The organism is Rothia sp. HMSC067H10 (assembly GCF_001810635.1).
Taxonomy (GTDB): domain Bacteria; phylum Actinomycetota; class Actinomycetes; order Actinomycetales; family Micrococcaceae; genus Rothia; species Rothia dentocariosa.
Map to the genome: position 1 here is coordinate 62,203 of NZ_KV802288.1, position 26,994 is coordinate 89,196.

Consider the following 26,994-nt stretch of genomic DNA (forward strand, 5'->3'; position numbering starts at 1 on the left):
GAGGTGATGATTTTAAATTCTAAGAACCCCACATCTCTTGGGCGAGGCGGTCAATATGAATCGTCAAATATGTGAGCTCATCCTGGCGTAACGGCTGATTGAGCTGCATCTCTAATAGGAGAAGAACCTTTTGTGCGCATGCGAAGGCTTGGGGCGCATCCGCCCGAAGTGCCGCCAAAACACCGGGCTGAGTAATATGCCGTCGTTGTTTATTGTTCTCTCGATCGGCACGTACGAAGAGATAGCGCAGATGGGTGATAAACCGCGCCGCCGACATGGAATTTGTGTCTATCGGCTTACCATACGTTGCTCCGATAACATCAAAAACCTGCGCAAAAACCTCAGTCATGCGGAAAGCCCGTGACATATCGGCCGTCGCAAACTGGGCATTGACGAGATGTAACGCCAAAGGAATCGCTTCCTGCGGATCTAGGGTGAGATGCAAACGCTCATGTACCAAATCAAGTGCCCGGCGCCCGAACTCAACTTCACGCGGATACAACAGCGTTACCTCTGGTGCGAGAGGATAATCAACCTGCAGTCCTTCGCGAGCGCGCGCAACAGCATAGTGCAGGTGGTCCGCGAAAGGAATGATGAAGGAGTTCGCGATTTTAATATCGGGGGTATTGCGAACCTTCGTTTCAAGTTCGGAGGCAATAGCAAGAATCTCCGGGGGAATCTCGGAGAGTGACCAGCTGAGCCGTTCGGCGGAAATATCGTGTTCGGGAATGAACGTCTGCTCGACCTTACTCGGATCGACCAGATCGCCCTTGCGTTTACCAAAGGCAAGTCCGCGCCCGATAACTACCGCCTCTTGCCCGTAGGAATCACGGGTGAGGGCGACATTATTGTTATAGATGCGGCTGATGCGCATGCATCCCTCCTTCCGTGTGGGCGGTATCGAATGCTTTCTCAAGATTTTACAGCCCCCTCGTGCTATCTACCGTGAGAAAGCGAATCTATGCGCTCTAGGCTTGCCGCCTTTTACCTCGATAAACATAAAATACGATGCAGTCCTTCTAAAATATGAAGGATATATTCTGCATTTTATGGAGAGATGCCGATAGAATAAATAAGTCGGTGCTATAAACACCGTGCAATAATCACTGTTGAAAGAGACTTCTATGTATAACCCTCGTCGTCTAGCGATGCCGCTTTCCGCCGCTCTTGTTGCGGTGCTCGCCCTGAGCGCCTGCTCCTCCTCGGTGAACAGTGTGGCACCTTCGTCTTCCGCCGCCAGCTTGTCGAGCGCGAGCGCTTCTGCCTCGGAAACTGCATCGCCCAGCGCCTCAGCTTCCAGCAGCACCAGCGCCTCGGCTTCGGCAAGTTCGAGCGCTACCTCAAAAGCCCTGACCGATGATAATAAGGCCGGTAAGCCGCGGCCAACCTCGACATACGGAGACCCCTACCCTGGAGCGACAGTGCATGAGGATGGTTCATGGGAGTATAAGAGCGAGAGCCATACCATGACCACCAAAGCCGACGGCACCTGGGAGTGGACTAATAGTAAAGGCGATAAAGCTAATCTGAATGCCGACGGCACCTGGGAAAGTTTTGACGCACAACGGAACGAGCGGGTTCATGTAAACCCCGATGGCAGCTGGATTCGAGTACGCGAGAGCGGCGATACGGATCTGACTAAAGGTGCTAAGGGCATGGAGGTTAAGGCCGATGGAACGTGGCGCAGCGTAGATTCGTATTCCACCCTCTACGGAACTGCCGACGGCAAGGTCTACCAAGAGAAACCAGGCCAAGAGAAACGCGAAGTTGGGAAAGAGCTTACCCCTACGACGGTTCCTGTAAACCCGATTGCTTATGCTGAAGGCGGCGTAGGCGGCAACAGCGTTGTTCCTCTCAAACCGCGTACCCCGCTTAAACCAGGGGAGAAGGCTCAGTAACCTCGAACCTCTCTCGGTAGTACGGTGGCGCATCCAGATTTTACGGTTGGATGCGTCACCCTTTTTGTGTCTAAAACGCCCTTCTACCTGGAGATTTGCTGGAAGAAATATGGGAACGTACTCTATATTCGCTGAGTGTTGGAAGAAAACGTGGGGTGTTAGCGGCATCGGGTCTGTCCAAGAACCGTAGACTGAAACTAAAGGTATTTTTAAACACCGCATCAAAGCACCGCATAGACTACATAGCCGTAAGGAAACTTCCGATGAAGAATGATAATCACACTCGCGTATTTGGTCCCCTATCTGCCGGATGTATTCTCATGCTGGCACTCAGTGCTTGCTCGACCTCTGTACAAGGAATCGGTTCGGAAGATTCTACTCATGGCGGTTCCGGCTCATCCTCTTCAGCTTCTGCAACGTCGCATGAGAAACAGATCGTGGGGCTTACTGACGATAATAAGGCCGGTACATCGCGCCCGCGCTCTGATCAGAAGCCTTTGGATTCAACGAAGAATGTAAAGCTCAAGGACGATGGTTCATGGACTGTCGAAGAAGACAATAATGGACGCACGGAATCGGTTTCGGTTAACGCCGATGGCACATTCCAGGTGAAGAATAAAAATTCGGAAGATTCTACGGAAGAATTTACCCTCAACGCCGATGGGTCCTGGGAGAAAATCGAAAAAGGTTCTTCCAGCGAACAAAAAACTCACGTTAATGCTGACGGCACGTGGACCATTGAGAAAAAATATGGGACTGAGGGTTCCCCAGAAAAAGTTGAGATGCGTTCCGACGGCAGCTGGGAATCTACCGAAAGGACGAACGCGGTTATAACGGGAAAACCCGACGGTACGGCAATCAAAAAGAACACGAAGTTGGGGGAGGAAAAACCTCTTACCCCGCTAGAGTGGAAGATGGTTACAACCCCGAAAGATCATGATGAAGGCTCGATCGCCGATACCTATAAACTTGATGAGATCGTCCCTGAAAACGGTGTTATTCCGCTCAAGCCTCGTAAGTCTCTGCCTTTGGGAATGCCTGTTAAAGAGGCAGTGCCAGGAACCGATGAATATAAGCATGCTACCGCCGAACTTGAGGGCATACTCCTGATGGATGAGAATAAAGCGGGCAAGCCCCGTCCACGTTCAGAGAGGAAAATCGATGATGATGCTATCGTCAGCCCGAATGGGGCATGGACTTGGCAGAGTAAAGGTTCAGCCATACGTGTTTCTGAAGACGGTACGTGGGATCAGAAGGACTCCGCAGAAACTGGCCGTGAAGGAAGTTCGCAGTTGTTCGCGGATGGTTCTTGGGAATCTAAAATGAAAATGGGCGATGGAGAAAACTTTGTTCACGTGAACCCCGATGGCAGTTGGACTTCAAAGGATTCCTTCCGAACGGTAGAGGTAAAAGCGGACGGGACGTGGCGCACCCAAACTGAATACGACACCAAGTACAGCACCTCAGACGGTAAAGTCTTTCGGGAGAGTTCGGGTCGGAAGACCGAGCTCCCTTCGGGAGAACATGAAGTAAGCCATATTCAAGTTCCCCATGAACCGCGCCTCTCCTATTTAGAGGACGGCCCCGGCGGGGGAGGGGTCATTCCGCTGACCCCGCGTAAGCCTCTTCAACCCGGTCAGCAAGCTGTGTCTTAAGGAAACTTCCGATGAAAATCACTAAGTTCACCCGCATCGTCGTTCCTCTTTCCACCGGATGCGCCCTCATGCTCGCGCTCAGCGCCTGTATGACTGTGGAACGAGCCAACCCGGGTAAATCTGAGGGATCTTCCCCTGTCTCCTCTATAGCTTCCTCTGCATCATCTTCTGCCTCACCCGAGTCTTCTTCCGCTTCCCCCACGACGAACCCAACAGAGGAGAAACAGAAAAATGAAGAACAGAGTCATGAGAAACAGATTGTGGGGCTTACTGACGATAATAAGGCTGGTAAACCCCGCCCGCGCGCTGAACAGAAGTCTCAGAGCTCGTTAGGAAAGAATGTAAAACTCAAGGACGACGGTTCGTGGACTGTTGAAGAAGGCAGCGGTCAGGATAAATTATCAGTTGTAGTTAATGTCGATGGTACATTCCATGTGAAGCGTGGAACGGGGTCTGACATATATCACGAAATGACGATTAACGCAGATGGATCTTGGGAGAGGATTGAAAAAGTTTCTTCTTCACAGACAAAAACTCGCGTTAATGCTGACGGTACGTGGAGTGTCGAGCGTAAGAGCGATTCATCTTCCCCAGAAAATGTCGAGGCACATGCCGATGGTACGTGGAAGTCTAGCGGATACTCGAATAATAAGGTCATCACGGGAAACCCTGACGGTACAGCCGTGGAAAAGAATACAGAAACCGGGGAGGAAAAATCTATCACACGTGGGGCGCAGAGTGGGGTTACAACTCCTAGGGAATACATGAATAGTATGTACGATATGGGGTTATATATTCCTCAAAATGGTGTTATTCCCCTGAAACCGCGTACGGCTCTGCCTTTGGGAATGCCTGTTAAAGAGGCTGTTCCTGGAACCGATGAGTATAAGCATGCTACCGCCGAACTTGAGGGCATACTCCTGACGGATGAGAATAAAGCGGGCAAGCCCCGACCACGTTCAGAAAAAGACCCCTTCTTCGGTATGGCTAAGGTCAATCCGGATGGTTCGTGGAGCTGGGAATCGCGCGATGGAGACACGACAATACATGTTGCAGCAGACGGCACGTGGACACAGAAAGATTCTGATAACTCCGGTAATTATGATAAAACTACTGTGTTGTATGCTGACGGCTCATGGGAAATCAAAAATAATACACGCAGCGACGGGGAAGATATTATTCACGTAAACCCTGACGGAAGTTGGCAGAGAAAAGACCGGGACCGAACAGAAGAAGTAAAATCTGATGGCACGTGGCGCACTCAGAGCATCTATGAAACTGTATATAGCACCCCGGACGGCAAAGTATATCGGGAATCGTCATCACGTAAGAGCGAGGTATCTTCGGTAGATAAAGAACGGTATATTTACGTTCCTCCTCAACCAGATTTACTGATTGGTGGAGGTGATGGTCCCGGTGGGAGAGGGGTCATTCCGCTGACCCCGCGTCAGCCTCTGCAGCCCGGTCAGCAGGCTGTGTCTTAACGGAAATTGTTTGTGAAGAAGGTAGAGGGTGGCGCATCCAGATTTTATGGCTGGATGCGCCACCCTTTTGCACACATCATCAAGGACTCGGAGTTAAATAATATTTGCTTGAAGGTTAAATAATGATTCTGTGCCCTTCCAAAAAATCCCCGGAATATAAGGGTAAAAGCGGGTATTGAGTTAAATAATGGTTTGCGTTCTGTTAAATAATGAGTGCTAGAAGGTGTTCGTAGAAGGGTACCTGCGTCTGGTTCCTATGACCGGCAGAAGCGTGTCTTCGGTGGCGAAGATTTGAGACAGGGTATATTTGATTCTGCAACTTCCCTCATAGTCACCGATAAGGACTTTTAATGCGTAGACTTTCTGTATTTTCTTTAGGCACTGCTCTGGTTTTTGCCCTGGGTGCGTGTTCATCAGGAACCGCATCTTCATCCAATAATTCCTCGCCTCAAAGCTCGCATGCTGCGGCATCATCCTCCGGCTCGAACGCATCGTCTGCTGGGCAGCAGATTGAAGTATCTGAACTCTTGGAGCACCCAGAAAAGGCGCGGGGCCTTGATTTTATGCGGGACGTTAAGTTTCCAATCACCTGCCCGAGCCACGAATCCGGCAAAAACCCGGATCTTGAAGAACTCAAGAAAAAGGGTATCAGCGAAAAAGAGATAGCGCTGACTGACGATAACAAAGCAGGTAAGCCCCGCCCCAGATCCACCGAATCTGTGGACAGCAAAGATAAGAAATGGACCACTATCAACGAATCCGATGGGTCATGGATCTACGATAAGCGCGGCGATGAACATGGGGAAGTCAAAGCTGATGGAACCTGGACCATGAAAACAAAGAGCCACAGCGCAGAACTGCATGCTGACGGTTCCTGGCAGGAAATCACCGAAGCTAATTATGGGTATGGAACCCGACAAGAAACATACGTTAATGCGGACGGCACCTATCGGTATATTAAAGACCGGGAAGTAAAAGTTATGACCTGCTCTAATGGCTCATGGATTGAAATATTTCCCCAAGAGATACGGGTGGGAGACCGGGATAAAGAAATACTCACCGAGATCACTGATCGAGGAGAGATTCGGGATGAAGACTTCTCGGATGCCCAAACAGCCACGCCATCCCGCGTTAACGGATATGGCTCTCCCGGCGGCGGCGGTGTTGTGCCGCTTCAGCCTCGTACAGTAGTCCCAAGCGGTATTCGCCTCTAAATAATTCCTCATAATGTGGGTGACGTGGATTAATGCGCGTCACCCACTTTTTGTGAACATCCTTGTACTGGCGGGTTAGGAATACTGTGTGCAGGCTGTGTACGGGGCATGTATATTTTATGTTCTGCTCGAAAAGTAGCCACTAAACCTACACAGGCGTTTAAATACCGCTACCCTTAACACTATGAGCATCAAAGCAACCGAAATCGCTAAAAACCTGCCGACCCTTGAACATCCGGACGGCAGCCCCATTCGTGCCCTAGTGGTCGATGATGAGGAGATGCTCAAAGAACTCGTCAGTATGGGCCTGAAGATGATCGGGTGGGAGGTGCAGTCGGCTGGTGACGGACCCGCAGCCTTAGCTATTGCCCGCGACTGGCGCCCCGATGTGCTGGTGCTTGATATTATGATGCCCGGTTTCGACGGTCTGGAACTGTTGGACCGCATCCGGAAATTTTACCCCGAAGTGCCTTGCCTTTTCTTGACCGCGAAAGATTCGGTGGATAACCGCATCGAAGGGCTTGCCGCCGGTGCCGACGACTATGTGACCAAGCCGTTTTCGATGGAAGAGGTTATGATTCGCCTGCACAGGCTGGTGCAGCGCTCGGGTGTTGCCGCTATTGACGACGCCGAACTCGTTGTGGGGGATCTGGTGCTCAACCAAGATACCCGTGAAGTTACCCGTGGCGGTGAACCTATCGCTCTCACGGCAACCCAATTCGACCTGCTGCGTTATCTGATGGAAAATGCGAAGCGCGTGGTCTCTAAAAGCCAGATTTTGGATAATGTCTGGAATTACGATTTTGGCGGTCAGGCGAATATTGTGGAGCTTTATATTTCATATCTGCGGAAGAAAATTGATGTGGGTCGTGAACCTATGATCCATACGGTACGCGGTGCTGGCTATGTAATTCGACCGGCAGTTTAAGCCCCTAATTATGTAAAGCGCCTAGTCAAGGTGTATATATTCTTATATTCCGATTTAGTAATATATCCTGGAAGGGGTGAAGTCTGTGACCATTGTGGAAGCTCCCAGTGTTCCCGAGACACAGCCCCCACAGGGTAGTCGAAAAAAACGGGATAAAACCGCTATACGCCCAATGCCGCATCTGCGCAGGCGGCTTATTCTTATTCTCGTTTCGGCTCTAGGAATTGCCTGTTTTATTACCAGTGTCTCAACCTATGCCACACTGCAGAACTCTCTGCGGGCGCAAATTGGCAGTACCCTCAAAGAAACTGCGAATCGCGCTGCCAATCCCAATAATTCTCCCAGCGGTCACGGTTTTGAATGCCTCGATAAATCTAATCCGAAAAACCCTCTGTATACGCCGGGTCAGGGTGCCGGAACCATTAATCTTTGCGTCGATCGACAGGGTGAATATAAATTCTCGGGGTATTTGAGTGCCGACGGCAGCATCAAGGAGCTCAGTGACAAAGACCGCGCGACTCTGAATGCTCTTCGAGGCACTGCAAATCAAGATAGTCAGCTTACCGAAGTGGACCTTGACGTTGGTAAATACATGGTGAAGGTTTCTTCACCGGGGCCTTCTTCGGACGCGCTTATCACCGGTGTGCCGCTAGGGGCAATGTATCAGACCCTTACCATGCTCTCTATCACAATGGGTATTGGGTCGGTTGCTGTGATGATCGGTACCGGGTTTTTGGGTTCGTTCGTAATTCGCAGAACGATGAAGCCCCTAGAGCGTGTCTCCGGTGTGGCGACTGAGGTGGCGCGCCTCAATCTGGAATCTGACACTATTGCCCCCGAAGTGCGTGTGACCCCCAAGGATGCGAATCCCCGCACCGAAGTGGGGTCTGTGGGGTATGCGCTCAATCAACTTCTTGATAACGTGAGTTCGGCTCTTGATGTGCGTGAACGTACCGAAAAGCAGATACGTGCCTTCATTGCGGATGCATCCCACGAGTTGCGCACCCCGCTGGCCGCCATTAAGGGCTACTCCGATATGCTGCGGTGGACGGAACCTCTCGCAGATGGCGGGCAGTCCTCGCTTGCACGCATCGATTCGCAGACCGAACGAATGTCGCGTCTCGTGGAAGATCTGCTGTTGCTGGCGCGCTTGGACGAAGGGCGTGAACCGAAGTTTGAGAACATCGACTTAACCGAGCTGCTTGTCGAGAGTGTTTCGGATATGCAGGCGGCGGCGCGCGACCATATCTGGCGCATGGATGTGCCGGATGAACCGGTTGAGATGATCGCGGACCGCTCGCAGATTCAGCAGGTTATTTTGAATCTGCTCTCTAATGCGCGCAAACATACGGACGAGGGTACGACCGTTATTGCCGGGCTGCGGGTATCTGCGGATCGGCGTGAAGCGCTTATGACCATTGTGGATAACGGTCCCGGAATTGACCCAGAGTTTGCGCCCAAGATTTTTGACCGATTCGCGCGGGCAGACAAGGCGCGTTCGGGCTCTGACGGGACGACCGGCCTCGGGTTGGCAATCGTGCAGGCGATCGTGCAGGCACACGGCGGGCTGATTTCTGTGCGAAGCCGCCCCGGACGAACCGAATTTTCGGTACGTCTTCCGCTTATGCGGCAGGGGGTTTCGGTCTCATAGACCGCTTGGCTCGGGGCTTTCTGGCGAGCAGAGACTTTTCAAACAATATGCACTGAGTGCAGAAATATGTCTGAGCTCACACAAAAAATAGTTGCACTTGGTGCAATATTGCACTTAGTGTAATAACTGTGTGTATTGCCCAAAAGATTGTAGATAAACGCTCCGCGCGTAAAGCCGAGAACCGCATCGCCATTATGGATGCGGCAGAAAAACTTGTGCTCGCAGGCGGTCTTAAAGCGCTCACGGCGGATGCGCTTGCCAAAGAATCCGGTGTATCCAGGCGCACCATCTTCAACCATTTTTCTTCGGTTGAAGCCGCCGTCGTTGAACGCCTGAACGATTACCTACGCCGTATTTTTGAGATCATCCCCGACTTTTGCACCCCCAGAGGAGCGCATCCCGAGCGGGATATGCTCAACGGCGTGCGTGCAGCATTCACCACCGAACGCCTTGCCGAGCACGTAGAACCCCACGCTCGGCTGCTGTTCGCCCTTCACGACTACTCTCTCGATAATAAGTTCAATGAGTACAGCTCAACCTCCTATTTGAACTCCATTGAGATGGTCATTGACAAGCTGTGGCAGGAGCGGCAGGACATACCGCGGATGCGCATCGCAATCTTCGGGAATCTCATTGCTTCCGCCATCTGCGAGGGAATCGCGGCCTCCTTCTACGACGCCGAAGGTAACCCACAGCCGCCCGAAAATGCCGAAAAAATGCGGGAAAACATAGAACACTGCCTCGACTACGTCGAAGAGCTAATCGACGGCAAATACGCATAGGCGCGGTAAATACGCACACCATACTCAACCGATACAGAGACATTTGAGGAGAACCATAGTGGCTAAGTGGCTATATTCCATAGGTAGCTTTGCCGCACGCAGGGCGTGGGCGGTTATTGCTATCTGGGTGCTTGTTATTGCCGGTGTCGCCGGTAGCTATAGCGCATTCCACGGGCAGCTGAAGACCACCTTCACGATGCCCGGAACTGAAACCCAGCGTCTTACCGACGAACTCTCCACTCGGTACCCCGATGCTAACCGCGGTAACGGGCAGATCGTTGTAAAGACAGATAACGGATCCGCAATCACCGAGGAACAGAAACAGGCCTTCATAACCACGCTGAACAGCCTCAAGGATGAGAATTCAGCCGTTGATGCCGTCAGCGATCCTTTTGCTACCGAACAGCAGATAGCCGACGGTAAAAAACAGCTCGAAGAAAGCAAACCTCAGCTCGACGCCGCACCGCAGCGCATCGAGGACGGTAAGAAACAGCTTGAAGAAGCCGGTAAACAGCTTAAAGACGGTAAAGAGCAGCTGGATGCTGCACAAAAACAACTCGACGAAGCCCGCGAACAAGCCAAAGCGGCTGGCGCTTTAGAGTCTATGCGCGAACAGCTCGGCTCCCAACAGGGACAGTTGGATGGGCAACGCGCCAAGTTGGAAGAGTCTCAGAAAGAATATGACGCTAAGTCTGCTGAACTTGCCGATGCTGAGAAGAAACTCCCCGAACAGCAGTCGGAATACGCCCGCAAATCTGCGCTTTTGGGGCTGACAAGCGACTACCGAACGGTTTCTGAAGATAATTCGACCGCAATCGCCGGGGTTTTCTTCAAGACAAAGAGTGCAGAAACCCCTCAGGCTGATAAAGAGAAGCTCATGGAACACTTCAAGAGTGCTGATCTGAAGGGTTTGAAGGTCTATTTTGACCAGAATATCGCCGAATCTCCCAATGTGGGTATGGGTATTGGTGAGGTTATCGGTATTGTGGTGGCACTCATTACGCTTATCGTTATGCTCGGCACTCTTATTGCCGCCGGGCTGCCCATCATCATGGCGCTTGTGGGCGTGGCGATAGGTATTCTGGGAACCCTGTCGTTCTCATCCCTCGTCGATATGAGCTCAACCACCTATATGCTGGGCATGATGCTTGGTCTTGCGGTGGGCATCGACTATTCACTGTTCATTCTCAACAGGCACCGGTCTAACCTGATGGACGGCATGCCGCTGCGGAAATCTATCGCGGTCGCTAACGGCACCAGTGGGAACGCGGTTCTCTTCGCCGGAACAACCGTGATTATCGCCCTGCTTGCCCTGAACGTGACAGGTATTCCCTTCCTGGGATACATGGGCGATGCGGCGGCACTGTGCGTCTTCGTGGCCGTGTTGATTTCGGTAACCCTGACCCCCGCTATGCTCTCGCTGATCGGCCGCAGGGTCATGTCGAAGAAAACGTGGGCATCTATCGATACTCCCGAGAAGATCGCCGCGCATCACGCCGAGCAGGAAAAACGTGAGGCTACCCCGCACGGTTGGCTGCGCATCGTGCTCGCTAAACCTGTGGTGACCATTCTGCTCTGTGTGGCGGCACTGGGTGCTATCGCTATTCCCATGGGTCAGATGCGCATGGGTCTTCCCTCGGCAGAAAGCTCGCAGGTGGAAAGCACCGAGTACCAGGCCTACCAGATTGTTAAAGACAAGTTTGGTGAAGGCATGAGCGGTCCTGTGGTTGCAGTGGCACACACCCCTGCAGGCATGAGCGATGCGCAGGCCGAGCAGGCACAGCTCGATATCGCCCATGCGGTTGAGGCGAAAGACCCCGACAACGTAAAAACCATAGTTCCCATCGGACAAACTGATGATCACACCCTGCAGATTTTCCAGGTGATCCCCAAACACGGGCCGAGCTCGGTTGAAACCGTGAACCTAGTTGAGCAGCTGCGGCAGGTTGATGTTAACGTGCAGGGTACCGATGTGCGCCTGGGCGTGACCGGTCTGACCGGTGGCAATATCGACGTCTCCAATACGCTGGCGCAGAAACTGCCGCTGTATTTGGCGGTCGTCATGGGTCTGTCGTTTATTGTGCTGATTCTGGTGTTCCGCTCGATTCTGGTGCCGCTGGTTGCTTCGGTCGGGTTCCTTTTCTCGATTTTGGCCAGCTTTGGTGCCGTGGTTGCGGTCTACCAGATGGGTTTCTTGGGATCCCTCTTCGGGGTGCACGATCCCGGTCCGATTCTGGCGTTCCTGCCCACCCTTATGATTGGCATTCTCTTCGGTCTGGCGATGGACTATCAGGTGTTCCTGGTCTCCGGCATGCGCGAAGCATATGTGCACGGTAAGGATGCGAAAACCGCCGTCGTCGCCGGGTACAACCATGCGGTGCGTGTGGTGGTTGCCGCGATGATCATCATGATCTCGGTGTTCGGCGGGTTCATCTTCGCTGAATCCGCAATGATTCGCCCCATCGGCTTCGGATTGGCGTTCGGCGTGTTGGTTGATGCCTTCGTGGTTCGCATGACTATCACTCCCGCAGTTTTGACCCTGCTGGGCGATAAAGCGTGGTGGATGCCGAAGTGGCTCGATAAGCTCGTTCCGAATATGGACGTGGAAGGCGCAACCCTTCTGGAAGAGCTGGAACACAAAGACTCGGATAAATCCGACGGCGGTGATGAAGCGCCTTGCGAATCTGAGGCATCCGATGATTCCGAGAAGAAAGAAACCGAAGCACAGGAACCTGAAGCAGCACAGGAACCTGCGGCGAAAAAGGTGGCCGAGGTCGAGATTCCCTGGGCAAAGAAGAAAACTGAATAACCGCTAGCTGATAACGCATACCGCGCGAGCAGGTCGTATTGTGCCGAGCAGGTAGGAAAATCCTACCTTGTCGGAGCAAAAAAGACCTGCTCGTGCTTTTTAGGTGATGAGCGGTAGGCTATACAAAACACGCTTATTAACGTCTTGGTACCTTCGTGGTCTAAGGTGAAAGTAGGGGATCGCAGCGAGAACACGAGTTCTCACCCCGAGCGCATCGAAGGGGCGCACCGCACGATGGCAGAAAGACGAACGCTCGCCGCATACTTGAACCGCATACCCGCGCCGCTGCTGGTTTTCTTAGGAGGAGGCATAGGCGCCTTCTGTCGTATCCACACACCCGGTGGCGTGCTTGCTGCGAACCTGATCGGATCCTTCACCCTGGGGCTTCTGACTGCCCTGTGGGCATCGCACGCCCGCATACACGGCGAGGATACGGTGCGCCCGTTCCGCTTTTTATTCGGTGCCGGCATGATGGGTGGGTATACCACCTACTCGTCCATCGCGGCGGTTACCTCGCAGGCGGTATTCATTCATTACACGGTGCACGGGTGGTACGTTCTGCTCAGCCTTGCCGTACTCTTTATCGGCGGTTTAGCGGCCGCAGCATCGGGCCTTTTCATGGGCGGAAAAATCGCCGCCCGCTGGGAGGCACGCCATGTCGGCGCGCAGGAGGACTCATCGTGTTCTCACTAACGGTCTTTCTGCTCGGCGGTTTAGGGGCAATGACCAGGTATTTTCTCGACGTAAAAATGTCGCCTCGTCTGCGCACCGAGCGCTCCATCATCAGCCCCGTATTCGTGATTAACCTGGTGGGGTCATTCCTCTACGGACTGCTGATTATGCCGGTTGCCAACCCGAACGCGCTCGATATTCACTACGGCGCTTCCGGATCCGTTATCTTCTGGTGCACCGCCGTCACCACCGGTCTGCTCGGCGGGTTCACCACCTTCTCCACCGCAATGGTCGAAGCGCTGACGGCACGCCGCGAAGGCAAACGGGCCAAGTTCCTGATGCTCTGGCTCGTGCAGGTTATCGGGGCGGTTCTCGCGGCGCTCGCGGGTACGCTCTGCTTCGTCCTGCTGCTGGGGGACGACGTAGCCCCCATCATCCCCATTGATATTTTCTTCTAACCCGGATAGGTAGGGTCTACAGGGTGCATCCGTGTGGGGTGCAGCACAGGTGAGGGGCGCATTCGGCGGCGTGTGAAGCTCCGGTTCTTTGATGTTGCCCCAATAGCTTTACACTGGTGGTAGGCGAGTTTTACCACTCACGGCTTGCCTATGACGCTGTACATTATTGACGAGGAATGTGGATGAGGAAACTACTATCGGAGCAGATGGGGACGGTTAGTCTTGAAATCATCTGCGCTACCCTCGCTCTTTTTGCCCTTGGTTTTCTTCTGATGAGAACGCGCGCTCGCCGCGCGGGATCGTCGCTGACAGCCCGGCACTATATCATCACCGGCATATTTTCGCTGTTTTTAGCGGTGGTTTTGGTGCTGACCCTCACCCCCATCGGCGTGGACGATGGAAAATGCCACTCAGAGCTATACTATCCACGCCTCTATGCTGGCTGGAGCTGGATTCAAGCATTCCAGATGCTGCAAACCCCGGGAACCGGCGGCGCAACCTCGCGGGCATTCGCTCAACTCTTCTTTAACATCGGCCTGTTTATTCCTATAGGGCTTTTTACCGCCGGATGCCTGCGCTGGGGTCTGCGCGCCTCAGCCCTGGCGGGTTTCGGGCTGTCTCTCTTCATCGAATTGAGCCAGCTGAGCGGCAACTGGGGCCTGGTGCCCTGCGCATACCGCACCTTTGACGTGGACGATATTATCAACAACACCGTCGGCGCTCTGATCGGTGCGCTCATTGTGCTTGTGTGGCGTCGGATCCGCCGTCGGATGCGCTACCGCCACCTGCCAGATCATATCGGGTAAGGGTACATCGAAGAATCTGGGAGCGAAAAGTTGCAGTCGCTGAGGGACGTTATTCCGAGCGTGCGAGGCACCTAATAACGTTCCGAAGCTGACGAGGTAACGAGTCAGAAGGACACGTTCCCGCTGCAACTTTTCGCTCCCGAACTTAACCTGAGCCTACTGCTGATAGGTTCGCTTCTCGATAATCGGGATGGATCCGGTAGCGGTGTAGGTCGCCGCAGCCCTCGCCGCCGTTGCCTGGGTGTCTTCGCCCTGCGGAATAACCTCGGCGCTGGGTGCGCGGTACAGGTGGCTATTTGCCCAATACGCGAACCCTAAAAGCGCGATGGCGCATGCCGACGAGATGACAACCCAGAGAGTGAACTCACTCTCGTAATAGAGTTTGAAGAACGCTCCTCCCATAAATCCGCCCACAAGCGGGGCAAAGACGGGAACCCACGAATAGAACCAGCGTGAGGTTCCTTTATTGTGAATGGGCAGCAGAGCGTGCATAATGCGCGGCCCCAGATCGCGCGCCGGGTTCAGGGCGTACCCGGTCTGCCCGCCTAGCCCGACCACGAGCACAGCCACCATGAAGCCGAAGGCGAGGGGCTTGAGCACATCGTTGAGGTTCAGGGAGAGTTCCACGCCGCCGGTGGTAATCGTGGGCTTGAAGTTCACGCCGGTGTACAGCGCCGAGAAGACGAGCATGAACGTGCCAATAATTTCAGAGAGCGCGTTCGTGAAATAGTTGTGAATGGCGGGAACTGTGGAGAACACGCCGAGCTTAATTTTCTGATCGGCGGTGGCCTTCCAATGCGGCAGGTAGTTCAGGTACACCAGCCCCGCGCCTGCCATGGCTCCAAGAAGCTGGGCGATCACATACCCGGGAACCTTAGCCCAATCAAATTCGCCAAAAGCCGCCAACCCTACCGAGACCGCGGGGTTCAGATGCCCGCCGGAATACGGGTGTGAGGCGTAGACACCGAAGGCTACGGCAAAACCCCAGCCGAAGGCGATAGTGAAGAAGTTATCGCCGTGCCCTTTGGAGCGTCGCAGCTCGACGGTGGCGATGGCGCCGCATCCGATAGCGCACATGATGAGTGTACCTAAGAATTCGGCGAGGTAGGGGCTGATGGTGTGCACGGAACCCTCCGCTTGTGTTTATGTTGGAATATTTGGTTTTATATGTGTTTCTATAAGACGTGATGAAGCTTGAAATAGCAATACTTTGGGATAAAGTAACCCAAAGACATAAGCGGTATTCGTGGGTTTGTGTGGAAAAGTGGGGCGTACATCACGTGTGACAGTTCAGGGTTTGGAGGCTCATTGCGCGTGTTTAAGCGGCACGGATGTTGATGCGGATATGCTTGCCGATGCGGTGCTGGCTATAAGGGGTGGCTTAACCCGAGCATCAGGGGAAACTTGCTTGAGGGTGCCCGGGGCAGTTCATTATGGTGGCGTTGAAGGAGTATATGCAGATTGGAGTATTTACCATGAGTCAGCGACTTCCGGCAGAAGAACTACAGGGTATTCCCGGCGGTACTCTCATCACCGAAACCCCCGAAGAAGGGCGGCAGTTGGCGATGCTCATCGCGCGGCACACCATCCACCAGATTCAACCTAACCCGGATGCTCTCAAAGCGGGGCGCCCGGAATACGCGGTAGACCCGGACTCGCTGACAGCTGCGGCGCAGGTGGTAGCCATCGAGTTCCAGACCATCGCGGCAGCCAACAACTACTGGCGGTAACCCTGAGGCTTTAAAACTATTCGGCGAGTTATTGTGCATTTCGCAGGTTATGAAGTCGCCGCATGCATAATAAATCGCGGGATAGAAAAGCAAGGGCAAAGTCTACTGCGAGGCCCACCTCAGGATTGCCTCAAAGAAGCGCTCGCATTCGCGAAGCTGTTCCAGCTCAATCCATTCATTGGCGGAGTGCGCTTGGGCGATATCGCCGGGACCGCATACCACGCTCTCAATACCCGCGCGCTGGAATTGCCCCGCCTCCGTACCGTAGGTGACCTTTTCGGGGGCCTCGCTCGTGCCCAAAAGCTCGTTCATGAGGGTTATGATGGGGGCGTCGTCTGCCGTTCCCAGGCCGGGCACGGCGGCAAGAAGCTCATGTTTGATCTGAACACGCTCCTGCAAAACCCCCGAATGCGCGCCGGAAAGCTCTTCTGCCTTCCGGGCGCGCGCCTTCAGATTCGGCAGGATCTTGTCGAAAAGCTCGTCCTCAATCAACTCCACCACAGACTCGGTGGTCATTGAGGGGAGCGTACGCAGATCGTATTCAAGCTCGGCGTATTCGGCCACAATATTGTATTGCAGCCCGCCGCGCACAAAATTCACGCCGCCGGTCGCATAGGGAACCATGAATGCATCGTCAAAAGGTCCCTCAGACTGCCACGTGTCGGCAAGGCGAGAGAAGAAAGTAATGAACTCGCCAGCGGCATTGACCGCACTCACGCCGTGCGGCGCCAACGATGCATGCTTCGCCGTGCCGGTGATCTCCACGCGCCCACGATGTGCCCCCTTGTGCGCAGAAATTACGCGCATACTCGACGGCTCACCCACGATCGCGAACTGAGGTCTGATATTGCGGTTCACAACATCTTCAAGCATGGTGGGGGCGCCTACGCACCCGATTTCCTCGTCGTAGGAGAACGCGAAATGCAGCGGAACCCTCAGCTGCGCCCGTGCGACCTGCGGCAAAAGCCACAGTGCCACGCCCAGGAAGCCTTTCATATCGCATACGCCACGCCCGTAGGCGCGCGAACCTTCAACCCGCAGCGTGAACGGATCGGAATCCCAGGTTTGCCCTTCGACCGGGACCACATCGGTGTGACCGGAAATCACGATGCCGCCCTCAGTTGAACCATCGGCGGCGGGCACGGTAACCCACAGGTTCGCGCGGGTCTGATCTGCGTTATAGGTGCGCTGCCCGGCGTACCCGTAGCGCGCGAATTCCGCCTCGATAAGCTCGATAACGCCCAGATTTGAGGTGCCCGAGATGCTGGGAATGGCAACTAGGCGGCGCATCCACTCCAAGGACTGAGGCTCTACGGGGATGTCGGATGTTGTACCGCCGGCGTGCGCTGCGCTCTGGGCGGGGTCCTCGGTGCTCACGGATTCTCCTTCGATGCTGTGGCTCTGTGTGGGGTTATGTGGCTTACGTTCTTTTAATACCTTAGCGCGTCTGCCGCCTCTATGGACCTGTGAATTGGCTTTCATGCATAGTAAAAAGGCTCTTGGGAGTGAATTAAAGCGCTAGAAAACCCGCTTTAATTCACTCCCAAAAGCCTTGATGCAGTCATATGATGCGGTCGGCAGCGGTCTAGATAGCGTAGTCTACGTTGGAATGCTTGCCGAGCGCATGGAAAGAACGCGAATGATAAACCAGGGGAGTGCCGCCCAAATCGTGACGAATAAATTCCTCAACTCTAGCCGTGAACACGAGAGCAGGGCCAGCCTCCACACGGCTGAGCGGGGTGGCACGCAGCACGCGCCGCACCCCATGCACGAGAGGCTCGCCGCTGGAGAGGAACTCCCATGAAGACTTATCCGCAAAACGGGGGTAGCCGTGGGTGGCAAAATTCTTGGCGAGCTGCACATTCTCGGCATCAAGCATGTGGATGAGGAATGAGGGAGCGGCCGCGATCTTACCGGCAGATCCACTGTCTGCCTTGAGGGAGAACGCTACAATCGCGGGCTCGGCGGCGACCGAGGTGAGTGAGGATGCGGTAAAACCCGCGGGCTCGCCAGCATCATCGGTGGCGGTAATAACGGCAACTCCGGCAGGATGATGCCCGAATGCTTGCTTGAAAAGCTCTGATGTTTCTGATTCTAGAGGCTCAGCCATAGTTAAGACCTTTCTCATACTGCATCGCCAGTGAACGTGGGGCAAACTATCTTTAGAGTAAAACGCCGCCGCCCCCAGCACACGTTTATTGCTCAATATTTCTCTGACAGGGCTTTTATGACGGGCACCAAGCAACATTACGTAATAAAACCTGGGATTTTGGCAGGTTCCTGTGTCGAATGCGTCCACAGTACAACAGGTGGAAGGCTCCATGACCGAAAGCAAACCTGCCCCGGAATTTGTGATGCACCAGGTTCCGGTATTTGACACGCACAAAGACTATCGATTTCCGGGGATAACCCGCGCAAAACATTCGGAAAGGCTCTCTCAGCGAATCGTATACCGCTGATACCTCGCGGAAACCTATGAATCGCCACACAGACATGCATAAAAAGGCGTGAAAAATTGTACTCAGACGTATTGCCACTACTATGGAAACTAAAGGTTTACATCGCAACACATATAAAACGTATACAAGCACAATCAGCATACGGCACACTTGAGCCCGCCACGGCAAAACATAGTCACAAGGAGATAACCGCATGGAAACGACCTGGGCTTCGCTCACTATCCCGTTGATAGTGGGTGCTCTGATAATCCTTATTCCGGGTCTTATCGTTGCTTTGGCTATGCGGCAGCGCGGTGTGGAGGCGTTAGGTCTTGCCGCCCCTATTTCCGTGGGTATTTTTGGGGTGAGCGCGATTTTTGCCTCCAAAGTGGGAGTGCGTTTTTCATTCCTGATTCCGCTCGCTTTCGCGGTTATTCTCGCCGGTCTGGGGTATTTGATTTGTCGTCTGCTTGGCAGTCGAGGCTGGCTAGATTTTCCCGCCCCGCAGGAACGGCGCGATCAACAGGAAAACACCGCAATTGTGCGTTCTGGCTGGTTTACCCCGCAGACTCTTGCGGCGGGGCTTAGCGTTCTCGTCGGCTTTATCTTGCTGTACATCAGCATTGCCCGCGCTATCGGACGCCCCGAGTATATTTCGCAGACCTATGACGTAAACTTTCACCTCAACGCCATTCGCTATATGGCAGATACGGGCGATGCTTCCTCGCTGACCATCGCAAATATGACCTCGGGCGGAGAAGCACCGACCTTCTATCCCGCCGTTTGGCATGGTATTGCCACGGTTATCTACCAGGTAACGGGCATAAGCGTACCCGCCACCGCAAACCTTATGAGCGTGTTGGTGGGGGCGGTAATTTGGCCGCTGTCGGTCATGTATTTGGTGCGTTCCACGATGCGCGCAAGCATTCCGGCTCTGCTCAGCGTGGGCGTTGTTTCGGCATCGTTTACGGCGTTCCCCATGCTGCTCATCAACTTCGGTGTGCTTTACCCCAATAGCCTGGGTCTTGCGCTTCTTCCCACCGTGCTGGGCCTATTCGCCCAGCTTCTGCGCACGGTACAGGCGCGCCGCATCGAGACAGTTCCGGCGCTGTACATGGGCTTTTTCATGGCGCTAGGGCTTGCGCTGGCGCATCCTAACGTCTTGATGACCATGCTCGCGCTCGCTCTGCCTATTATTTTGGTGCGTGCGGCGCTTCAGATTCGTGCGGCGTGGCGTGGCGAACTCAAGCCGCTTGTCTGCGTTATACAGTTAGTTCTCTTGGCGATCTACCCGATTACCCTAAATATCCTGTGGGGTATCATTCGTCCGCCTCGCGAGGCGGGCGGCTGGGAACCCACACAATGGGACAGCACGGCCGTGGGTGAAGCTCTTTTGAACGGTCAAATGAGCAATGGTTTGCTCTGGACCGTTTCCGTGCTTGCCTTCATGGGCGCGTACTATCTGCTGCGTACCCGAAGCATCGGTGTTTGGCTGCTGCTCAGCTGGGTGTATGTGATGTATTTCTATGTCGCCGCCCGGTGGATGGTCTGGGACGACGGGCGCGACTGGGTTTTGGGCGTGTGGTACCACGATCCGTTCCGCCTGGCCGCGAATGTGCCAATTCTGGCAGCGCCGATGGCCGTTGTTGGTGTGCACGCCGCGTATCAGTGGCTTAAGGCGGCGATTGCGGTCCTGGGCGAGCGCATCGCACCGCTTAAAGAACACGGCGGAATTATATCCTTGGCGCTGGCAGTTATTCTCTTGATTCCGCTGGGTATCAACCTGCAGACAGATCCTAATATCCAGGGTTACATTAAGGGCACCCAGGAACGGTATCTTCCCAAGTCAGACGCCTTACTCCTCTCGGCCGATGAACGTGACGTGATTGAGCATCTGCATGATTACGTGCCAACTGGAGAAACCGTAATTGTGCAGCCCTGGACCGGCAGCGCGGTGACGTATGCGCTTACCGGATATAAGGTGACGGCTGCGCATCCTCTGTACACAGCTACCCCCGATGCCCGCGAGATCTATCAGCACCTCAACGAGGCCGCCGATAATCCCGCCGTATGCTCTGCGGTGCAAAATTCAAAGGCATACTACTACCTGGACTTTAAGGGACGGGAGATTAACGAAGAGATTCGTGGAGACCACCATTCCCAGTACCCCGGTCTGGAAAATCTGCAGCAGAAAGGCGTTGCGGAGCCTGTGTACTCCAAGGGCGAGGCAACTCTTTACCGCATTACGGCTTGTGGCACCCCTCAGTAATGAGCGGTATTCCTTGTTGAGAACATACATACACGGTGGCAGCGGCGGCTGTCACGGGTGTTTCAATGCTCTCTGCCTTTGACTGATAGACTGAGTACAGTCATAACACGTGTATTCCAGTATCACCGAGAGGAATCCCCTACGCATGAGTTCAGAGAGTTCGCAGCCGATGCCGCGCACACTCGTCATTATGCCTGCGTGGAATGAGGAAGAGGTTATCGGTAACACCATCACTGAGCTCTTACAGAGGGTTCCCGAGGTAGATCTGGTTGTGGTGAACGACGGTTCCACGGATCATACCTCAGAAATTGCGCGCAGAGCCGGTGCTTTTGTGATCGATCTGCCCTACAACATGGGGGTAGGGGCGGCAATGCGCACCGGGTATAAATATGCTCGCCGAGCCGACTACGATTATGCGATGCAGGTGGATTCCGACGGTCAGCATGATCCTATGTGCATTCCAGATTTGATTGCGCACGCGCAGGATTGCGATATTGTTATTGGCTCCCGATTTGCGGGCTCGGGCGAATACAACGTATCCGGCCCTCGAAAATGGGCGATGAGCCTGCTTTCACACCTTTTCACCCGCGCCGCGAAAACCCCTTTCACCGATGTGACGAGCGGCTTCAAAATCGCCAACCGCAGAGGTATCAGGTTTTACTGTAAATTCCTGCCCGCCGAGTATTTAGGCGATACCATCGACGTTACCGCTATGGCTATTCGACAGGGTCTGCGTGTGAAGCAGACCCCCGTGAGAATGCGCGAGCGTCAAGGCGGAACACCTTCCTCAGGTCCGGTGAAATCGGCGGTTTATCTTGTTCGTTCACTTTTTGCCTACTGGATTTCGATGAACCGTAAAAAGACTGATAGGAAGGATCAGCATGAGCGCTAGTATATTCTTCCTTATCGTTGCGCTGTGTATTTGTACGCTTGTTATTATTCAGGTGCGCAACCTGAAGATGAAAGAAAAATATGCGGCCCTGTGGCTGGGCGTCGGTGCCGCCATTATTGTGCTGGGAATATTCCCCGGACTGCTGGACGGTATTACCGAATTTGTGGGTTTAACGCTGCCGGTTAACCTGCTCTTCCTGCTCTCTATCGTGCTGTTGATGTCCGTATGCCTGCACCTCACCTTGGAGGTCTCCAGGCTGTCGGAGAAGACGCGCATCCTTGCCGAAGAAGTGGCTATCTTGCGGGCGCTTCACGAGCAGCCCGGTGGTGCGCCAGCGCATCGCACCCCGCAAGATCCCGATCAAGACCCCCAAGACTCAACCTCTGGAGCTGAACACGATGACCGTTGATATCCTCTTCCCCTACTACGGCGATGTTTCAATGATGAAACAGGCTGTGCTCTCTATCGTGCGGCAGACCAACCCCGACTGGCGCCTGATTGTAGTGGATGACGGCTACCCGGACGAGTCTATTCCCGGCTGGTTTGCCTCGCTGAACGATGAGCGTATCACCTATATGCGCAATGAAACGAACCTGGGCGCAAACGCCAACTATCGTAAGTGTCTGACCTTTGTAGAGAACGACCTCGTAACCGTTATGGGCGCGGATGATGTGATGCTCCCCAACTATGTGCAGTGGTTGGTAGACTCCGCCGCCGCCCACCCAGAAGCCAGTATTTTCCAGCCCGGTGTGGTGGTTATTGACGAGAATAATGCGCTGTCTAATACCCTTGTGGAGCGCACGAAAGAACACTACCGTCCTGCGGCAGAGGCCGTTCTTCAGGGTGAGGAGCTCGCAGTTTCTCTGCTGCGCGGCGCCTGGTTCTATTTCCCCTCGCTCGGTTGGCGTGCTGAGGCTATCGTAGATACCGGATTCCGTGAAGGCCTTAACGTTATCCAAGACATGGCGCTTATCCTCGACATTACGATGCGCGGCGGCGCCCTCTACTACGATCCGCAGGTAGCCTTCATGTACCGGCGTCACGGAGGTTCCGACTCGTCATGGCGCGCCCTGGAAGGCACCCGCTTTGAAGAGGAACGCGGCTACTACAAGACGATGGCCGCCGAGATGGACGAGCTCGGGTGGAAGAAGGCGGCGCGGGTGGCGCGCATCCGCTTCTCATCCCGTGCTCACGCGCTGACGCTGCTTCCGAAGGCGGCCATGGCGAAGAAATGGCAGGGTGTGAAGAACCTTGCCGTTCATGTGGTGAAGTAAGGTCCAATGGCTGGCGCGAAGAACACACCCCAGGATGACCCCGCCCCAGAGAACATAACCCCCGAGAATACGGATCAGCAGGGCACAGCCGGCGGAACTATCAGCCGGTATCAATCGATGGCGCTTTTAGCGTCTTCGGTGCTGACGGCGCTGGCGACCTTAGGCACTACCGTTATCGCCAATCATGCGCTCGGCGGTATCCAGATGAAAGAGTTTCTGCTGTTCTGGGGTGCGCTCTTCGCGGTAACCGGTATTATTACGGGCATTCAGCCGGAGGTAACCCGCGCGGTTGGCGCAGCACGGCGTGACGGCGTGTACCGGGTGCGCGTGGTATATGTTGCCGGTGCTTTCGGTCTGTTAGCGGGGCTTCTCGTGGTGCTCACCTCCCCGCTGTGGGCGCACGATCAAATTCCTACGAATACCCCGTGGGCGGTAGGATCCATTGCCGCAGGTGTAGCCTTTTACGCATTGCAGGCAACCATGAGCGGTGCCAGTGCTGGGCGCGACAGCTGGTATCTCTTCGCCGGGATCGGTGCCCTAGAATCGGCGGGTCGTCTCGTGCTGATGATCGCCGCAGCATTCGCGGTTCCCACGCTCACGGGGCTGGAAGTCGCCACCGTAACCCCTATGGCGTTGTGGATACTTCTTGCCCTCTTTCTTCCCGGCGGGCGTAAAGCCTGGGCGGCACGCGCCGATATTGAGGTCAAACAGCTCAGCATGAACCTGATCTGGTCGTTCCTGTCCTCGGCATCCGCCGCTGTGATTATGATGGGTTTTCCCAATATTTTGGACGGCAGCGAGCCGAACCAGAGTGAACACACCAAACTCGTTATGGGTGCGCTCTTTTTGGCGATTTCTATTACGCGCTCGCCGATTATGATTCCCCTGCAGGCGTTTCAGGGGGTGGCTGTTTCGGCGTTCTTGAAGCAGCAGCATCGCCCGTTGGCAGCTTTTCTAAAGCCTGCTGTGGCGGTGCTGGGGCTCGGGGCGTTCGGCGCCGGTGCCGCATACCTGGTAGCTCCTATGCTTTTCAGGCTGATTTACCCGCCGGAAGCTAATCAGAATGATGCCTATACCGAAGTTATCACCGGTACAGTCATGGCGGTATTGGTTTTTGCCTCCGCCGTGCTGGCGTTAATTTCCCTGTCGGGGAATATGGTGTTGGCGATTGGGCGCCATCGTGCGTATGTAACGGGGTGGGCAACCGCCGCCGTGGTAGTTATCGCGGTAGCGTTTTTAGTTCCTCTTCCGGTGGTGGGGCGAGCCCTAGTTGCGCTCTATGCGGGCCCTATCTGCGGGTTCGTGGTGCATCTGGCAGCGATGAGGATTCACGCCCGTTCCGCGCAGGCGCTCAGTGAGGGCGAGGCTTTACGAGAAATGCTGGTTGAGAATACCGCACGAGGCGAAACCCACTAATACGTATAGAAAAGGGGCGGCTAAGATAAACCGCCCCTTGACGCTTTTATGAGAACTGTATGGGATGCCCCAGAGGATGCGGTATCTGAGCCGCTGCGGGCTCATCCGCCTGTGATGCGGGCGTATCTGATGTACTGTGCGTGGGTGGCGGGGATGATTCCCTGCGTTTGCTGCCCGTCACAATGGGATGCCGTGCCAGGTTCATCGCGGGTTTTTCGATAAACATCCAGGAAAGCCAGGCAACGCCGAAGGTGAGTATCAGATCCAAGAAAATATTGGCCGCTAAGCCCAGGGATACCGACCCGAGCATCACCAGAATTTGCTGTACTGGCCACGCATACACATATACGCCGTAGGAAATGTCATTGGTGCGCGCCCACGAAACCTTGATGGAGCATCCTAAACCAATGATTCCGTAAGCGAGAATAAGCTGGGTCCACTGCAAAACATCCGCATACGGCGCCAACCAGGTGAAATACACCCCGGCTGCAACGCACAGAACCGACAGCACCGGGTAAACCCTGATTTTGCGGCTCAGCAGGTAGAGTAGGGAACCCGCAAAGAAAAGCGGGTACATACGCGCCGAAGCGTTGAGGTCGCGCGGATGAAGCCCGAAGGCTTGGCTCATAAAGTCGTACCCCAGATATTGGTTACACAGGTAGTAGCTCAGGCTTATGAGGTATGCCAGCGGAATAAAGATTTTCAGATTCTTGCGAATAAAGGGCAGGTAAAAGAGCGGAAGTAATAGGAGGTAGCAGAAGAATTCATATTCTAGGCTCCAGACAGACCCATTCCATGAAGGAAATTCCAGAGGAACGTCAATGGGCCCGCCAAAGAGCGGATACTGAAGCGCCATCAGATCGTAATTGCTGCGAATGTAGTGAAGAGCATCTGCCCAGTCCCACCCCGTTGCGGCGTGCCCCGTTATGACCGAGATCGGGCCGCCAAGAGCAACCACAAAAAGAATAGAAACCCAATAACCGGGAAAAATACGGAGCACACGTTTAACAAGATAAGAACCTGCCCCGCTGCGGTAGGCGCTATGCGCAATTAGAAAACCTGAAATACAGAAAAATGCATTAACCGCATAGTCACCAAATACATAAAAGTTATGCACAAGAGGATGCTCACCTACTTTGGCGCCCATGACAAGGTAGGGTGTATGGGAGAAAATCACGCAAGAAGCGAGAATAAGTCTTAAAAAATTGAGTGAATTGGCACGCTCAAATACCCCTTCATAAAGCGTAGGGTATCTCTGTATGTTTTTATGCAGCACGCGGTTGCTCCTGAGTTATTAGATGATCTACAGTGACCATCAGTGAGTGACACAAACTACCTAAATTCTACCTGAACAGTGTGCTTTACATGATCTTATTTAACGGTAGAAATTTAACCCTCTTTCTCGGTGAGCTCATTTATATATTGAGAGCGAGTTTCCGCTTCCACAAAGTTCGCAGCGTTGCGTCAATATACTGTGGGTAAACCCCTCAGACGATTTCTCGGAGTAAAACTTATTAGGGCAGAATCCAGCGGCGTACCGGAGGAATGAGCCGCAGCATCCACACAATCGCGGCGGATAAAGCCCACACGAAGAGTGCATAGGGAACTTCCCACTGCACTTTAGTCAGCGAGAAGTTTACCGCCTCTAGAATTTGGATGATAAGAAGATGTACCAGATAAACCCCGAACGTGAGGGCCGCAAGGCGTTTTAGAATATTCTGCACCGTGGGCGATGCTTGACCAATGCGTGAATACTTGCAGAACACCAAAACCGCGCTTGCCCATAAAATTGCTGGAACTGCAAGGTATCCGTGTACCAGAGGCACGAATGTTGGGCGATGCTCAATTAAATAAGCACTGCCGAAGATAAATCCTCCTAATCCCACGATGCCCAACAGGTAAATAATGATGCGCCACGCACGAGAAAATTCGGTATTGGCAAGCGCATATCCAAGAAGACAGAACCCAAGATACCCGGTGATGGGTGCAACAAACTCGGGTAGGACGTGAGGGTAGATCAGGTGGATTGCCTGGGTGATAATCGGTAGGACAAGTCCGAGTGCCGCCATAAGCCAGAAGAATCCGGTGCGTGCCGTGGTAGTTTGTTCCGTCTGGACACCACGTATGGCGTAAGAGAAAATCGGAAGCACTAGATAGACGCCGACTAAGGCCTCAAGGTACCAGAAGGTGGCTGCCTCGCTGCTGGGAGCGACTAATGTTCGCAGAATTTCGTGAACTCCGGGAAACGGAGTAGAACCCGTCCACATATGCACGAAAAGATAGACCTGCGCCCATAAGATCATAGGAATCAGAATTTTGGTAAAACGCTTGCGATAGAACGTTCCTATAGACTCGCGGCGAGTAAAATCCAAGAGGTTAATGCCGGTCGCCATAAAGAATAGAGGAACTGCCGCAACCCCGAAGCCAGATAGGATATTTTCAACCCACCATGCCGAAGATGACGGATTATCCGGGGTAATAAAACGCACATGCAGGAGCACCACCCACATGATTGCCACCGAATTGATGAGGTCAAGGTACACACGGCGCTGCTTTGACGATTTTGTTCCCTTAAGGTGAAGGGAATTATCGCGTGTGGAGCCTACCATACCAACCCT

23 protein-coding genes are annotated in these 26,994 nt (G+C 54.0%); 17 read left to right on the forward strand and 6 right to left on the reverse strand.

Going from position 1 to position 26,994, the window contains the following annotated elements; translation table 11 throughout:
- Positions 1-19: 19 nt before the first annotated feature.
- Positions 20-874: a PRD domain-containing protein gene (locus HMPREF2756_RS02800; RefSeq protein WP_070618077.1), complete on the reverse strand. Its 855-nt coding sequence runs from the start codon at positions 872-874 to the stop codon at positions 20-22.
- Between the two features lie 250 nt (positions 875-1,124).
- Between HMPREF2756_RS02800 and HMPREF2756_RS02805 the strand changes: the two genes are divergently transcribed.
- From HMPREF2756_RS02805 to HMPREF2756_RS02855, 11 genes are all read left to right on the forward strand, one after another.
- Positions 1,125-1,898 carry a hypothetical protein gene (locus HMPREF2756_RS02805; protein WP_070618080.1) on the forward strand — a complete coding sequence of 258 codons (774 nt, stop codon included), beginning with the start codon at positions 1,125-1,127 and terminating at the stop codon, positions 1,896-1,898.
- A gap of 263 nt (positions 1,899-2,161) precedes the next feature.
- Positions 2,162-3,553, forward strand: coding sequence for a hypothetical protein (locus HMPREF2756_RS02810; protein WP_070618083.1), 1,392 nt, complete (start codon positions 2,162-2,164; stop codon positions 3,551-3,553).
- 11 nt (positions 3,554-3,564) lie between these two features.
- On the forward strand, positions 3,565-5,037 hold the full coding sequence (locus HMPREF2756_RS02815; RefSeq protein WP_070618086.1) for a hypothetical protein: 1,473 nt from the start codon (positions 3,565-3,567) through the stop codon (positions 5,035-5,037).
- 350 nt (positions 5,038-5,387) lie between these two features.
- Complete coding sequence (locus tag HMPREF2756_RS02820; RefSeq protein WP_070618089.1) at positions 5,388-6,251, forward strand: hypothetical protein; 864 nt, start codon at positions 5,388-5,390, stop codon at positions 6,249-6,251.
- Between the two features lie 184 nt (positions 6,252-6,435).
- Positions 6,436-7,179: a response regulator transcription factor gene (locus HMPREF2756_RS02825; RefSeq protein ID WP_070618092.1), complete on the forward strand. Its 744-nt coding sequence runs from the start codon at positions 6,436-6,438 to the stop codon at positions 7,177-7,179.
- A gap of 85 nt (positions 7,180-7,264) precedes the next feature.
- Entirely contained in the window at positions 7,265-8,830 is a 1,566-nt protein-coding gene (locus HMPREF2756_RS02830) for a sensor histidine kinase (protein WP_070618096.1), read from the forward strand.
- Between the two features lie 128 nt (positions 8,831-8,958).
- The gene (locus HMPREF2756_RS02835) at positions 8,959-9,612 is read left to right on the forward strand and encodes a TetR/AcrR family transcriptional regulator (RefSeq protein WP_070618098.1); all 654 of its coding nucleotides are present in this window, start codon (positions 8,959-8,961) and stop codon (positions 9,610-9,612) included.
- Positions 9,613-9,670: 58 nt separating this feature from the next.
- Positions 9,671-12,421, forward strand: a complete 2,751-nt coding sequence (locus HMPREF2756_RS02840; protein ID WP_246825811.1) for an MMPL family transporter — start codon at positions 9,671-9,673, stop codon at positions 12,419-12,421.
- 234 nt (positions 12,422-12,655) lie between these two features.
- The gene (locus tag HMPREF2756_RS02845) at positions 12,656-13,114 is read left to right on the forward strand and encodes a fluoride efflux transporter FluC (RefSeq protein WP_070618308.1); all 459 of its coding nucleotides are present in this window, start codon (positions 12,656-12,658) and stop codon (positions 13,112-13,114) included.
- Positions 13,102-13,551, forward strand: a complete 450-nt coding sequence (locus tag HMPREF2756_RS02850; RefSeq protein WP_013398115.1) for a fluoride efflux transporter FluC — start codon at positions 13,102-13,104, stop codon at positions 13,549-13,551. The genes HMPREF2756_RS02845 and HMPREF2756_RS02850 overlap by 13 nt, the downstream gene beginning before the upstream one ends.
- A gap of 182 nt (positions 13,552-13,733) precedes the next feature.
- Positions 13,734-14,357, forward strand: a complete 624-nt coding sequence (locus HMPREF2756_RS02855) for a VanZ family protein (RefSeq protein WP_246825812.1) — start codon at positions 13,734-13,736, stop codon at positions 14,355-14,357.
- A 156-nt stretch (positions 14,358-14,513) separates the two neighbouring features.
- On the opposite strand, the gene HMPREF2756_RS02860 is transcribed toward HMPREF2756_RS02855, so the two are convergent.
- Positions 14,514-15,482, reverse strand: a complete 969-nt coding sequence (locus HMPREF2756_RS02860; RefSeq protein ID WP_070618103.1) for an MIP/aquaporin family protein — start codon at positions 15,480-15,482, stop codon at positions 14,514-14,516.
- A gap of 329 nt (positions 15,483-15,811) precedes the next feature.
- On the opposite strand from HMPREF2756_RS02860, the gene HMPREF2756_RS02865 reads away from it, so the two are divergent.
- Positions 15,812-16,087: a hexameric tyrosine-coordinated heme protein gene (locus HMPREF2756_RS02865; RefSeq protein WP_202983050.1), complete on the forward strand. Its 276-nt coding sequence runs from the start codon at positions 15,812-15,814 to the stop codon at positions 16,085-16,087.
- 102 nt (positions 16,088-16,189) lie between these two features.
- Here HMPREF2756_RS02865 and argE read toward each other — a convergent pair whose 3' ends face one another.
- The gene (gene argE / locus HMPREF2756_RS02870; RefSeq protein WP_083301654.1) at positions 16,190-17,464 is read right to left on the reverse strand and encodes an acetylornithine deacetylase; all 1,275 of its coding nucleotides are present in this window, start codon (positions 17,462-17,464) and stop codon (positions 16,190-16,192) included.
- 208 nt (positions 17,465-17,672) lie between these two features.
- Positions 17,673-18,197 (reverse strand): flavin reductase family protein, encoded by a 525-nt coding sequence (locus HMPREF2756_RS02875; protein ID WP_004005883.1) that lies wholly within the window; start codon positions 18,195-18,197, stop codon positions 17,673-17,675.
- 542 nt (positions 18,198-18,739) lie between these two features.
- On the opposite strand from HMPREF2756_RS02875, the gene HMPREF2756_RS02880 reads away from it, so the two are divergent.
- The 5 genes from HMPREF2756_RS02880 to HMPREF2756_RS02900 all read left to right on the forward strand — a co-directional run bounded on the left by HMPREF2756_RS02880 (position 18,740) and on the right by HMPREF2756_RS02900 (position 24,376).
- Positions 18,740-20,794: a DUF6541 family protein gene (locus HMPREF2756_RS02880; RefSeq protein WP_070534582.1), complete on the forward strand. Its 2,055-nt coding sequence runs from the start codon at positions 18,740-18,742 to the stop codon at positions 20,792-20,794.
- A 145-nt stretch (positions 20,795-20,939) separates the two neighbouring features.
- Positions 20,940-21,686, forward strand: coding sequence for a glycosyltransferase family 2 protein (locus HMPREF2756_RS02885; protein WP_070618106.1), 747 nt, complete (start codon positions 20,940-20,942; stop codon positions 21,684-21,686).
- A complete protein-coding gene (locus HMPREF2756_RS02890; protein ID WP_004005880.1) occupies positions 21,676-22,095 on the forward strand; it encodes a DUF2304 domain-containing protein in 420 nt (139 codons plus the stop codon). Before HMPREF2756_RS02885 ends, HMPREF2756_RS02890 begins: the two co-directional genes overlap by 11 nt.
- Positions 22,085-22,960 (forward strand): glycosyltransferase family 2 protein, encoded by an 876-nt coding sequence (locus HMPREF2756_RS02895; RefSeq protein WP_048752599.1) that lies wholly within the window; start codon positions 22,085-22,087, stop codon positions 22,958-22,960. The genes HMPREF2756_RS02890 and HMPREF2756_RS02895 overlap by 11 nt, the downstream gene beginning before the upstream one ends.
- A 6-nt stretch (positions 22,961-22,966) precedes the next feature.
- Positions 22,967-24,376: a hypothetical protein gene (locus HMPREF2756_RS02900; protein WP_070534586.1), complete on the forward strand. Its 1,410-nt coding sequence runs from the start codon at positions 22,967-22,969 to the stop codon at positions 24,374-24,376.
- 46 nt (positions 24,377-24,422) lie between these two features.
- On the opposite strand, the gene HMPREF2756_RS02905 is transcribed toward HMPREF2756_RS02900, so the two are convergent.
- Together HMPREF2756_RS02905 and HMPREF2756_RS02910 are read right to left on the reverse strand one after the other, a co-directional pair.
- Positions 24,423-25,652 carry an acyltransferase family protein gene (locus HMPREF2756_RS02905; RefSeq protein ID WP_246825530.1) on the reverse strand — a complete coding sequence of 410 codons (1,230 nt, stop codon included), beginning with the start codon at positions 25,650-25,652 and terminating at the stop codon, positions 24,423-24,425.
- A gap of 238 nt (positions 25,653-25,890) precedes the next feature.
- The gene (locus HMPREF2756_RS02910) at positions 25,891-26,985 is read right to left on the reverse strand and encodes an acyltransferase (RefSeq protein ID WP_070534588.1); all 1,095 of its coding nucleotides are present in this window, start codon (positions 26,983-26,985) and stop codon (positions 25,891-25,893) included.
- Positions 26,986-26,994: the final 9 nt, after the last annotated feature.

What these genes read in the sequence shown, in the direction of transcription:
- HMPREF2756_RS02820 (WP_070618089.1), top strand. Translation starts at nt 5,388, where the DNA reads ATGCGTAGACTTTCTGTATTTTCTTTAGGCACTGCTCTGGTTTTTGCC.
- HMPREF2756_RS02845 (WP_070618308.1), top strand. Translation starts at nt 12,656, where the DNA reads ATGGCAGAAAGACGAACGCTCGCCGCATACTTGAACCGCATACCCGCG.
- HMPREF2756_RS02800 (WP_070618077.1), bottom strand. Translation starts at nt 874, where the DNA reads ATGCGCATCAGCCGCATCTATAACAATAATGTCGCCCTCACCCGTGAT.
- HMPREF2756_RS02890 (WP_004005880.1), top strand. Translation starts at nt 21,676, where the DNA reads ATGAGCGCTAGTATATTCTTCCTTATCGTTGCGCTGTGTATTTGTACG.
- HMPREF2756_RS02900 (WP_070534586.1), top strand. Translation starts at nt 22,967, where the DNA reads ATGGCTGGCGCGAAGAACACACCCCAGGATGACCCCGCCCCAGAGAAC.
- HMPREF2756_RS02910 (WP_070534588.1), bottom strand. Translation starts at nt 26,985, where the DNA reads ATGGTAGGCTCCACACGCGATAATTCCCTTCACCTTAAGGGAACAAAA.
- HMPREF2756_RS02805 (WP_070618080.1), top strand. Translation starts at nt 1,125, where the DNA reads ATGTATAACCCTCGTCGTCTAGCGATGCCGCTTTCCGCCGCTCTTGTT.
- HMPREF2756_RS02855 (WP_246825812.1), top strand. Translation starts at nt 13,734, where the DNA reads ATGAGGAAACTACTATCGGAGCAGATGGGGACGGTTAGTCTTGAAATC.
- HMPREF2756_RS02810 (WP_070618083.1), top strand. Translation starts at nt 2,162, where the DNA reads ATGAAGAATGATAATCACACTCGCGTATTTGGTCCCCTATCTGCCGGA.
- HMPREF2756_RS02885 (WP_070618106.1), top strand. Translation starts at nt 20,940, where the DNA reads ATGAGTTCAGAGAGTTCGCAGCCGATGCCGCGCACACTCGTCATTATG.
- HMPREF2756_RS02895 (WP_048752599.1), top strand. Translation starts at nt 22,085, where the DNA reads ATGACCGTTGATATCCTCTTCCCCTACTACGGCGATGTTTCAATGATG.
- HMPREF2756_RS02865 (WP_202983050.1), top strand. Translation starts at nt 15,812, where the DNA reads ATGCAGATTGGAGTATTTACCATGAGTCAGCGACTTCCGGCAGAAGAA.
- HMPREF2756_RS02875 (WP_004005883.1), bottom strand. Translation starts at nt 18,197, where the DNA reads ATGGCTGAGCCTCTAGAATCAGAAACATCAGAGCTTTTCAAGCAAGCA.
- HMPREF2756_RS02880 (WP_070534582.1), top strand. Translation starts at nt 18,740, where the DNA reads ATGGAAACGACCTGGGCTTCGCTCACTATCCCGTTGATAGTGGGTGCT.
- HMPREF2756_RS02815 (WP_070618086.1), top strand. Translation starts at nt 3,565, where the DNA reads ATGAAAATCACTAAGTTCACCCGCATCGTCGTTCCTCTTTCCACCGGA.
- HMPREF2756_RS02825 (WP_070618092.1), top strand. Translation starts at nt 6,436, where the DNA reads ATGAGCATCAAAGCAACCGAAATCGCTAAAAACCTGCCGACCCTTGAA.